The following is an 11,153-nucleotide window of genomic DNA, read 5'->3' as shown; positions in this document are numbered from 1 at the left end:
GTTCCCATGTATTATCGGTGAGCACTGTTCTTGCCATAATTTAGAGAGCCCTGTTTGAAATAGTCTCTTTATTTTAAAGCCTTTATACTTACTTTTACAGATTAGGGACACGCCCTAGTGAAGTTTCATTTTTAACCAGTCTAATTGGTTTGACGAATAGTTCTAAAACAGCTCTCAACTCTTTCTCAATAAAACAAATAGTCCTCATGCAAAATTGACAGCTTTCATGAGGATTTTCATTTTATATTTGGTAGATTAACCCTTAGGATTTCACTGATTCTCAAGCTGGATACGCATTCATACGTTTTATAAGGCTGTTACGACGTATAATTACTGGCTATTTATAGCCGCTAAATAATCATTTTTAACTGACTTTATCAATGGATATATTTCAAACTTATTCAGCATTTTCTTATCATAAAAGGGACAAAATATGGAATATAACCACATACCCAGACAATCATTGGGCTTCTTCCCCACTCCCTTGATAGCGCTCAGCAGATTGAGTAAAGTGCTTGATGGCCCTACTATTTTTATGAAACGAGATGACAACACGGGACTGGCATTGGGTGGCAATAAAACCCGTAAGCTTGAATTTATCATGGGTGATGCCCTTGCTCAAGGTGCTGATTGCGTGATTACGGCAGGTGCCGCACAATCAAACCATTGTCGCCAAACTGCTGCCGCAGCAGCAAGCTTGGGACTTGACTGCCATTTAGTATTGGGTGGAGAAGAACCCGAACAAACAAGTGGCAATCTTTTATTAGACAAAATTTTTGGATCTCATATTTACTGGGCAGGTGCCAATCGTAAAGGAGAAGACATTCCTAAAATCGTTGAGCAATTAACAAAACAAGGCAAAAAACCATATGTCATACCCTATGGCGGCTCCAATGAGCTGGGTGCTTTAGCGTTTGTAGAAGCTTTTAAAGAGTTAGAATCGCAACGTGAAAGCATGGACCTATCATTTACTCATATCGTTTTTGCTTCTAGCTCTGGGGCAACACAAGCCGGTTTGATGCTTGGCAAAAAAATACTCAACTCGCCCGCCCAAATCGTAGGTATCAATATCGATAAAGGCGAAACAGACAAAGTGCCTTTTGATCAGTATACCGTCGCGCTTGCCAATAGCACGGCCACCCTTATCGGTGCCGATCATCAGTTTACAGAAAGCGATTTAATACTCAACTCTGATTATGTGGGCGAAGGCTATGGCGTGGTTGGTACATTAGAAAATGAAGCCATTGCGATGACAGCTCAAACAGAAGGCATACTTTTAGATCCTGTCTATACGGGTCGTGCGATGGGCGGACTCATAGATATGATTCGGTCTGGCAAAATCAAGAAAACCGATCGTGTCTTATTTTGGCATACGGGCGGTGCACCAGCTTTATTTGCCTACTCAAGTGACTTAGATATGATGAAAAAAAATGGATAAATAAATTTTGACGCATTAACTTAAGCTATAGGTATTAACTGCCATCTTATGAGCGCTGATTCAGCCGGCTCACACTAGCAATCAACGCCACCATAACCACTCCCATAATGATGAGAATCCCAGACATCATGTGCGCTGCCTCGTAATTCAGCGCCTCTACTTGCTCGTATATCGCAATCGAGACCACTTTAGTCTCATCGGATATACTACCCCCTATCATCAAAACCACGCCAAACTCACCAATAGTATGGGCAAAACTTATTAAGCTGCCGAGCACAATACCGACACGCGCTTGTGGCAGAGCGACTCTGAGAAACCGCTTGAAACGGCTTGGCTCCAATAAATGTGCCACTTCCATCACGCTTTGTGGAATACGTAAAAATTGGGCGTAGACAGGCTGAATATAAAAAGGCAAGGAGTAAATAATCGAACCAATGACAAGACCTTCAAAAGTAAATATCAAGGGGCTGATATAATGTTCGCTAAGCCATTTACCAATACCGACACTAGGGCTTAACAGTAATAAAAGATAAAAGCCGATGACGGTAGGTGGCAAAACCAATGGCATGGCAATGATGCCCATAAGCAAGACTTTAAGACGTGCCACAACTTGCCTACGACTTGGCTTGGCGAGCCAATAAGCCACAGGCGTTGCGAACAGTAATAGACAAATGGTAGTGACACCAGCAAGCTTAATACTCACCCAAAACGGACTAAGCATATCGGACATAAGAGACTGGTCTATCATAATGTCACTGCTCGTTGCCATTCGTTATGAGGATAAAGGATCTATTGTATCTAATATTAAAAGATTGAACAGACAAATATAATGTCAGCTCTTATAAATAGCGCGTTTATAAACAAAGCGCATTGATAAACAAACAGTGTAGCGTTTATCAGTCACAGTATCAGTCTTCTTGTGTCCATATTATTTATTAAAACCTGACAAGATTAAAGTCTGTTGAAAAACAATCATAGCGTAAAATAAAAAAGCACCTTATTAAGGTGCTTTTTTATTTTATTCACTAAGCTCATCGTATTAACTATTACCGTCAAAAATGATGGTTAAAAAATTTCTTTTAACACGCTAATATTAGAATTAATACGAGTCAAAAAAAGTTCTATCAACCTGCTTCACCACGAAGCTAACGATGACGCACTACGCTGAGTAATAAAGCCGTCTGGAGTCTGACCATTGTCTGCTTGCCAGCGCTGGAACGCCAACCGAGTATTGGTACCCACGATACCGTCAGCGCCTTTAGTATCATAGCCTGAGTTGGTCAAACGCTGCTGTAAATTTCGTACTTGAGCTGTGGATAATGGACGCTCATAACGCGGCCATGATTTCTGTAACCCGCCTTGTCCTGCAAGCGCTTTACCCAACAAGCTGACACCTAGCGCATAGCTCGATGAATTATTATAAACTTTGATCACATCAAAGTTTGGACTGAGTAGCAGCACTGGACCATCCTTGCCAGCTGGTAGCCACAGCTCCATTTCAGTATTGGCATCCAAATAAACATCAGCTATCGTATCAACACCCATCGCTGCCCATCTCGCGGCTGGCTGCTTACTACCAACCATAGAGTAATCGAATGAGGCAGGAATGGTCGCTTCGTAAAATGGCGCTAGACCTCGAACCCAACCTGAGTTGCTCAAATAATTAGCGGTGGACGCCAGTGCATCGCCCGTTGCCCACGGGTTACGGTGACCATTACCATCGCCATCCACTCCGTGCTTCAGCCAAGTATCAGGGATAAACTGCGTCTGCCCCATGCCGCCTGCCCAAGAACCATCGAGCTGCGACCAAGACACATCACCGCGCTGCAATAACGTCGCTAATGACAACAACTGAGTTTCGGCAAACTCTTGGCGACGACCATCATAAGCCAGACTCGCAAGTGAGCTTGGTATGCTGCTATTACCCGTCACCACGCCGTATGACGACTCCATGCCCCAAATGGCAGCGATTATTTCTGCATTGACGCCGTACTGCGATTCTAATTGCGACAAAAATGCCCGTTGCTCGGCAAACTTACGCTTACCAGTACTCACACGCCCATCAGATACGGCAGAATCGACATATTCCCATGGCATCTTAGAAAACTCTGGCTGTCCTGAGTCAAGTGAGATGACTTGCTGGTTTAAATAAGCGGTATCAAGTAGACGACGCACCGTCGCTGCATCATGGCCTGATGAAATCGCCCGCATAGAAAAATCCGACTTCCAATCAGAGAAGCTGTTATAGCTTGGCTTTGCCACTGGCTGCGGCTTGATGACAGGCTTCGGTGCTGGCTTCACTTGAATGGTTTGAGTTTGGGTAATCTGAACGTTGCCTTGACGTACAGGCTTGCTAGGTTTTTGCATCGCCTGTTGGCTGGTACACCCAACCATCACTAGCGCAGGAAACAGGGCAAGATATTGTTTTTTTAACATTATAAAATTCTCAAGTATGAATAAGTAAAGCGACTCAAATAAACCGATTTAGTTAAGGTGGCTTTATTCAAACACTCTGAAATTCAAGCACTCTGAATAAAGCCACTAAACTTGCCAAATCAGTCACAACTTGGCATCACGTTTAACGCCCCAGTACCGCACGTGGATCAATAGGATTGCCATTTAAGCGCACTTGGAACTCTAAGCCGACCTGATTGGTTTGGCCACTGTTACCCATGTTTGCAATGCGCTGACCGCGCTGTACAGCATCGCCTTCTTTGACCAGTAGCTGACTATTATGCGCATAAGCGGTGATGTAATTATCACTATGACGAATCATAATAAGATTGCCATACTCTGGCAGACCATCGCCAGAGTACAGTACCGTGCCAGATTGGCTAGCAAGTACGGGATCACCGATATTACCAGCAAACCACATACCCATCGTGCCCGCTGCCGCATCAAAGTTACGGGTCACTTGATTGCGACTCGGATATTCATAACCTGACGTTGCGTTAGCCGTCACTTCGTATACAGGGCTTTGTGAGCTATTATTAGGCACGCTCGTTACAGGTGGTGTGTAAGTTGGCTGTGTCGTTGTAGGCGCGTTATAACGATTGTTATCAGCTGGCGTACCTTGCCACAGCTTGAGCCATTGACCACTATAAATCGTATACTTGCTGTCTAAACCATTGAGCGAACCGATTTGACGGTAACTGAGACGATAGCGCTCAGCAATTTGGCTGACCGTGTCGCCACGCTGTACACGATGGTAGTTAGGAACGCCTTGTGCATTGGTAATAATCTTAGGTCCCGCTTGGTTGGCTGATTGGTAAGTAGGCTTGGTTGCACAGCCCACCATCGTTAACGTTGCTGCTGTTAAAGTACCTATCAATGCCACTGTTGCAAAGCGCGATCCAGCAATAAGCTTCTTCATACAAGATTTCCTATTCTTTATGTTACTCACAAACTCCTTGTGTTATTCACAAGCATTTTGCTAACTTTTATACCGTTTAGTATTTGGCAAATACCATTATCAATCACTCGATAGTAAACCATTTTCTAAGGCGTGTCCTCATTTTGAAAATGGTGATAAAAATGAGATAAATGGCAGCCAAATAAGAAAAATAGTGCAGATAATATCAGGATATTGACCAGCTGTTTGACGCATTTTGGCAGCGTAAATTTATAGCATTAACGCCGACAGCATTTTAAGCGTGTCTGCTGGCGTATGATGCAGGCGCACTGGTGATAAACTGATATAACCCGCCGCTACCGCTTGATCATCCGTCAGATCTGTTGTAGAGGACTGTAATTCTTCAGTTTCTAATGGCAACTCATGTGGGCGTTTACGTAGCGACAACCAATAAGCATCACGCCCGCGTGGATCGACCACATGATGTACAGGACGCGCAATCTGACGGTGCCCTAACGCCGTTATTTTCCGACCTTTGATATCATCAGCACTATCCACATCAGGAATATTAACGTTTAATACATGATAGGGCAAATTTTTGCAAGCATCTAATATCGGTGTTTCTATCAATAATTTAACTATTTCAGCTGCCGCCATTTGATAATGACTGGTCTGCTCTTGCTTTTCTCCTTTGACGCCGCCGCCCACTAGGGAGGTCGCAATGGCAGATATTCCAAAGAGCTGTGCGGTTAATGCAGCACCAAAGGTACCCGAAAATAAAACGTCTTGACCAAGATTGGCACCAGAATTGATACCAGTAATCACACAATCAAAACGCGTATCAGGATACAACTCATGCAATGCCAAATGTACACAGTCCGCGGGCGAACCATTTACCGCTATAAAACCAGAATCCAATTGATGAGTATATAATGGCATCGATAGGCTCAAAGCACTCGCGCAGCCACTTTGCTCACTATTTGGCGCAACCACTACCACCTCTGCAATAGCAGACAGGGCTTGATATAATGCCAATAACCCTGGTGCATAAACCCCATCATCATTACTAATTAAAAATTTCATTTTCACTCAATATACTCATTAATGACCGCCTGTCCACTTATGAACTTTAGCCGCATAAAATTGCTATAATCAGACCCGAAAATGGTGGTTAGATTGTTTGATCATACTGTTGATGCTGACACCTACATTGGCTTTTTCTGCATAAATAGTATTTATAAACAGCATTTAGCGAGCGTCAAATGGTAGCTGAATTTACTATCAAAGTTAAAAAAGCCATACCGCTATCAAAGTAAAATGACACTGTGTTTATATCACAGCATGGATATGAAAAAATTGATACAGCAAAACGCGGATGCCACCATAATTTTGGGCGATTATACCCTAATAATACGCTGACACGAACCCAGTCTTTGCGCAGAATTTATCCAATTTATATTTTTATCTCTATGATATCTGCATGAACAACAGCAAAAAACTTGGCGTGACGTTACAATAGGCAACACCTTACAACAATACAAACTTATATTTTTATGCTGTCGTAACTTATGAGTCTATGCTGCTGATATGTTGCTCAAAAAGAGCTTTGGCTCACAAGATATCTACACATAAATCAATATTTTATGTGACTTTTGTTTTTTTACCCATTAACATATCACCATTAATTAAAGATAAGCGAGTGTAATACTGCATGAAAAATCAATCGATATTATCTATAGCTTCTGTGATAGCAAAGACGGCGTCCAAAATTAGTCTTGCAGGACTGGTAACGTCTGTTGCCATGCTGTCTCAAGCATCCTTTGCGGCGAATAATTCTGCTACAACTATACCTCTAGATATGTCTGGCATCAATGTTACTAAGCATGAAATTGCGGTCATGCAAGTGCTATCAGAGATATGTCCACCGATGCTCAATGGCAAACAAAAACAGCGCTTTTATAAATCTTATAACGTGCAGCTTCACGAGTTGATGCCGTCTTTAGAAGATCCAAAAGCAGCGATTCAATATCTATCCACTCAGCAAGATTATCGCCAGATATTACAAGGCATTCGTAGCTGGACAATGGGCTTCTCTAAACAAGACAACAAAGCTCTATGCGAAGATTTGGCGAATGCTGAATACCAGTAGTTGATCATCATAATTAAGCACAACAATTACAACATTATAATTGGCTTACTTATCATACATCCTATCGTCTCCCCTACAATAGCTATGCCCCAGCATTGATTCTAAATTGATAAAGTCAGCTATAATTAATGACAATAAATCATGGCATTATCCGTCTTGGAACGCTGATTATGGGCTATTTAGCGAAAACTTATAAGCTTGTTCATCAGGCTTATGAGTAACAAAAAAGCTTACGTTAATTCTGTTTATACCAACAGGATGACCGTAAGCTTTTTTATGACAGTCGAATTATTTCTATTCAAGGCACTGTGGCGGTCCTAGTCTGAGCAAACGTTTACTTCTTACTACTCTTTCTTTTTAATCGGGTCTTTTTTTGCATTTATCGATTCCCCATCGGTTGGCATTTTGCTAAGATAAGGCGTTAATTTTATGTCTGTCGCTCAGCCATCACCACTCTTATTAATACATTGTTTTTAAACAGAATGTTTAAGACAGGCTACTTAAAATGATGCATAAGATTTAGTGCAAGGTACAAGCGGTAGATACATTTGGTTTCATGATGCGGTGTAACGATATATGACAGTAAAGCGTGTAAAAAATCAGCTGGTGCAGCTGGTAGTCGGTGTGAGTATCTCTATGAGTGCAGTGATGGCAAACGCAGCCATCCAGCCGCCTGAGATGGATAATACCGCCTATGTATTGATGGATTATAATACTGGTGAGATTTTGGCACAAAAGAACGCCAATGAGTCGCTACCGCCAGCGTCTTTGACAAAAATGATGACCAGTTACATCATTGAGCAGCGCTTAGCATCAGGCGACCTCAAAGAAGATGACCAAGTCATAATGAGTCCAAATGCTTGGTGTCGTGGTAGTAGCAGCCAGTCTTGCATGTATGTGCCGGTAAATAAATCTGCGAGTGTTATCGACATGCTACGCGGTATTATTATTCAATCAGGTAACGATGCCTCAAAAGCCATGGCTGAGCATATCGCTGGTAGCGAAGCCTCATTTGCTATATTGATGAATGAGCAAGCAGAAAAACTTGGTATGAAAAATACCCATTTCGTCAACTCTACTGGTATGCCTGACGAAGGGCATGAGGCATCAGCACTAGATTTGGCCAAATTGTCACGTGCTATTATCAAGAATAGCGGCGACTATTATGGTATTTATGCAGAAAAAGAGTTCACCTATAACGGTATTACTCAAGGTAACCGTAATGCTCTACTTGCAACCGATCCAACCGTTGATGGTTTAAAAACTGGCCACACTGATGCCGCAGGCTATTGCTTAGCGGCTTCAAGCAATCGTGATGGCATGCGCTTGATTTCTGTGATTATGGGAACAGAGAGCCAGCAAGCACGTGCCGATCAATCACGTGAGCTGCTCAACTGGGGCTTTGGCCACTTCACTACTGTCACCAAAGCACCTGCTGGACAATTCGTCAGCAAAGTTCCGGTCTGGTTCGGTGAAGCTGATGAAGTTGAGCTAGTCACTGCGGATAATTTGCAAATTCTAACCAGCAAAACGCAAAAAAACAAAATCACGACTGTGGTAGATATTCCTGAGAGCCTAGAAGCACCCATCAAAAAAGGTCAAGAAATTGGCAAAATGATGGCGGTTATTGATGGTAAAGCGGTGGCTTCAGTGCCTATTATAGCGACCAGTGATATCGAGCAATCAGGCTTTATGAGCCGCACTTGGCAGCGTGTCGTACGTTGGGCACAAAATCTGTTTTAGAGAATATTAGTAGAAGCTATTTCTCAAGAACATTACTGACAAAAAAGACGCCTCAAAACTGGGCGTCTTTTTTATGTCTTCATTCACCGCACAGATTTTATTATTGCTATTAAATAGTGTCATCATAAAACTGTGATAAACACTGATTTACTAGACTTAGCAGGTTTGCTCTCGTTCATCATATTTTTCAAATTAAAAGCAAGCACCCTTGTCGAAAATACGATGTTCGAAACTATTTACAGTAAATGAGTAAATGAAAGGCAATCGAGTACATTAAACGAGGTTAGTACAGTAAGCGTGACAAATCCTTTAGTCCTATTACGTCCATACCAACCAGCGCTTAAGCAAGTCGCTTAATGCTTTATCTTTATAAGTGGCGCTATAACAGTAATCGACACCAGCTGCTTTCAAACCATGCTCAAAACTGTCTAACTGCTTCGCTCGATGTGGTGGATACCAATATACCAATAAAGCCCGATGTTCACTTTCAAATTGACGAATACGCTTGGCTAACGACTCAGCTTTACTTGGAAAGATATCTTCCGCAAACATCACCATATTCACCTGTCTTATACTCATCTCCTCTATAACCAGTGCTTCATGCTGACGATAAATGACCGTCGCGCCTAAACGTTCTAGCTCTTTCGCTAAAAACCCGACTTCATGATAATAATAGTAAATAACAGTCAATCCAGCCAATAAATGCTGCTGCCGAGACTGCTGTTTATTGGTCATCGATATGGTCAGCATGAATTGGGTGCCTGACCCTAACGTGCTATCTACTTCTATGGTAGCGCCCATCAGCTGAGCCATTTGCTTGACGACTGGCAAACCAACACCTGAGCCTTCATATTGGCGAGTTTGTGATGAATCCACTTGGAAAAACGGATTAAAAATATCATCGATATGAGTGCTATCGATACCAATACCTGTGTCTTTCACACTGATTTGCCAGCGATTGCTTTTATCAAAATGGGTCAATTGCGACGTAATAGTCACCTGCCCCGCTGGAGTAAACTTAATCGCATTACTCAGTAATATTGATAATATTTGTTTTATTTTTTCTGCATCCCCTTCCAGACCATAGTCTATATGGTGAATACGGCTAATCAACTCTAGCCTTTTTTGCCGAGCAATAGGCTCATATTCTGCCAACAGATCAGCGATTAACTGCAATGGATTGAACGCAATACAATTAATACTCATCTGACCTTTTTGTATTTGATTCAATTGGATAATATGATCAAGCGACGACACCAATTTATCACTACCGTCACTGATAATTTCAACCGCATCTTTTTGTTCTCTATTGAGGGTATCGTAATCTAACAGCTGTAAACCGCCTACGATAGCGTTTAGCGAAGTTTTCAGCTCATGGGTGATCATGCTTTGAAAGTTATGCAGCTGCACATCGAGGGCTACGTCTTTGTTGTGTAATTGCTGCTCAAAAATAGCAAGCGCCTCATAATCTTGTTGGACTGTCTGTAAACGATCAAACAATACAGCCAAAGTTTGCTTGATTTGTACCAGTTCCTGAAATTCAAAAAGCTGTGGAATCACTGGTAACTGCTCAAGCTCTGGGTTTTTCACAACGATGTGACAGACTTCTTTCAAAGCTTCAATATCTCTGATTGGCCATTTGAGTTTGCGCAGAATGTACAATACCCAAAGTACCGTCAATATCGTGGTGATAAGCCATAGCAATATATTGCTTCGAAACCAATGTGAACGCAGGGTGTTCACATCTAAAGTGAGATTAATATATCCAACTAACGCGCTATTTTTATTGGCCTCACTAGACGCTGACGATTCTTGCTCACCATTTGATAAAGTCGTGGACGATTGCTGACTGCTGTTTAACGTATCTAGCGCGCTATCATCACCGATATCGTCACTGGTGACGGGATAATTGAAGCTGACAGTATCTGCAAATAAGGCATTCTTCCAATCATCTCTGGATTGATTAACTTCATCAATAGGTTTGGGTGTTGAATAAAATAAAATACTTCTAATGCTGGGTTCACTTTCTAACAAGAATCTCACTTGCTCAGCCACGATATCAGCACCATCGGCTGTCGATGCGCTGGTGGTCAACATGGTAGCCAATTGCTGGATATGCTGACGCTTCTCTTTATAGTGGTATAACAAACCATAAACGATAGACATCAAGAAGCCTGCCAACACAGCCAAAATAATGGCTTGTACGACAGAACGCCAAATAAGCGTAGAGATGTTTTGAGAGGGACGGTTGTTCATATTACTTAACTGAGTTAAGAAAACTTTTGATTATAGTACAGGTATTTTGTAGGAGTAGTGAGAGAAATATCACATGTTAATAAAACTTAACAACGTATTAATATATCATGATGACCGATATAATCATCATGATATAGCACATTACAGACAAGCATGAACAATAGAATAAAACAGTCTTTATTTACTACAACCATATAAAGACCATCATCATTTGG

At 41.9% G+C, this 11,153-nt stretch carries 8 protein-coding genes; 3 read left to right on the top strand and 5 right to left on the bottom strand.

Annotation, left to right across the window (positions count from 1 at the left end):
• The first annotated feature begins 433 nt into the window (after positions 1-433).
• Complete coding sequence (locus ACP7AE_RS11415) at positions 434-1,438, top strand: D-cysteine desulfhydrase family protein (protein ID WP_426243172.1); 1,005 nt, start codon at positions 434-436, stop codon at positions 1,436-1,438.
• Positions 1,439-1,484: 46 nt separating this feature from the next.
• Here ACP7AE_RS11415 and modB read toward each other — a convergent pair whose 3' ends face one another.
• From modB to surE, 4 genes are all read right to left on the bottom strand, one after another.
• A complete protein-coding gene (modB, locus tag ACP7AE_RS11410) occupies positions 1,485-2,186 on the bottom strand; it encodes a molybdate ABC transporter permease subunit (protein WP_426243170.1) in 702 nt (233 codons plus the stop codon).
• Between the two features lie 386 nt (positions 2,187-2,572).
• Positions 2,573-3,877 (bottom strand): lytic murein transglycosylase, encoded by a 1,305-nt coding sequence (locus ACP7AE_RS11405; RefSeq protein WP_055124471.1) that lies wholly within the window; start codon positions 3,875-3,877, stop codon positions 2,573-2,575.
• Positions 3,878-4,016: 139 nt separating this feature from the next.
• A complete protein-coding gene (locus ACP7AE_RS11400) occupies positions 4,017-4,811 on the bottom strand; it encodes a M23 family metallopeptidase (RefSeq protein WP_087813560.1) in 795 nt (264 codons plus the stop codon).
• Positions 4,812-5,060: 249 nt separating this feature from the next.
• On the bottom strand, positions 5,061-5,873 hold the full coding sequence (gene surE, locus ACP7AE_RS11395) for a 5'/3'-nucleotidase SurE (protein ID WP_426243168.1): 813 nt from the start codon (positions 5,871-5,873) through the stop codon (positions 5,061-5,063).
• Between the two features lie 628 nt (positions 5,874-6,501).
• Between surE and ACP7AE_RS11390 the strand changes: the two genes are divergently transcribed.
• Both ACP7AE_RS11390 and ACP7AE_RS11385 read left to right on the top strand, forming a co-directional pair.
• Positions 6,502-6,939, top strand: coding sequence for an MCR_0457 family protein (locus ACP7AE_RS11390; protein ID WP_045444876.1), 438 nt, complete (start codon positions 6,502-6,504; stop codon positions 6,937-6,939).
• A 576-nt stretch (positions 6,940-7,515) separates the two neighbouring features.
• Positions 7,516-8,682: a D-alanyl-D-alanine carboxypeptidase family protein gene (locus ACP7AE_RS11385; protein ID WP_045444873.1), complete on the top strand. Its 1,167-nt coding sequence runs from the start codon at positions 7,516-7,518 to the stop codon at positions 8,680-8,682.
• Positions 8,683-9,000: 318 nt separating this feature from the next.
• Here ACP7AE_RS11385 and ACP7AE_RS11380 read toward each other — a convergent pair whose 3' ends face one another.
• Positions 9,001-10,938 carry a sensor histidine kinase gene (locus ACP7AE_RS11380; protein WP_426243166.1) on the bottom strand — a complete coding sequence of 646 codons (1,938 nt, stop codon included), beginning with the start codon at positions 10,936-10,938 and terminating at the stop codon, positions 9,001-9,003.
• Positions 10,939-11,153 lie beyond the last annotated feature (215 nt).

Source organism: Psychrobacter sp. TWP2-1-2, from assembly GCF_049896785.1.
Lineage (GTDB): Bacteria > Pseudomonadota > Gammaproteobacteria > Pseudomonadales > Moraxellaceae > Psychrobacter.
Note: the sequence above shows the minus strand (reverse complement) of the source record. Positions and strands in the feature narration are given on the sequence as shown.

What these genes read in the sequence shown, in the direction of transcription:
- ACP7AE_RS11385 (WP_045444873.1), top strand. Translation starts at nt 7,516, where the DNA reads ATGACAGTAAAGCGTGTAAAAAATCAGCTGGTGCAGCTGGTAGTCGGT.
- ACP7AE_RS11400 (WP_087813560.1), bottom strand. Translation starts at nt 4,811, where the DNA reads ATGAAGAAGCTTATTGCTGGATCGCGCTTTGCAACAGTGGCATTGATA.
- ACP7AE_RS11415 (WP_426243172.1), top strand. Translation starts at nt 434, where the DNA reads ATGGAATATAACCACATACCCAGACAATCATTGGGCTTCTTCCCCACT.
- modB (WP_426243170.1), bottom strand. Translation starts at nt 2,186, where the DNA reads ATGATAGACCAGTCTCTTATGTCCGATATGCTTAGTCCGTTTTGGGTG.
- ACP7AE_RS11390 (WP_045444876.1), top strand. Translation starts at nt 6,502, where the DNA reads ATGAAAAATCAATCGATATTATCTATAGCTTCTGTGATAGCAAAGACG.
- surE (WP_426243168.1), bottom strand. Translation starts at nt 5,873, where the DNA reads ATGAAATTTTTAATTAGTAATGATGATGGGGTTTATGCACCAGGGTTA.
- ACP7AE_RS11380 (WP_426243166.1), bottom strand. Translation starts at nt 10,938, where the DNA reads ATGAACAACCGTCCCTCTCAAAACATCTCTACGCTTATTTGGCGTTCT.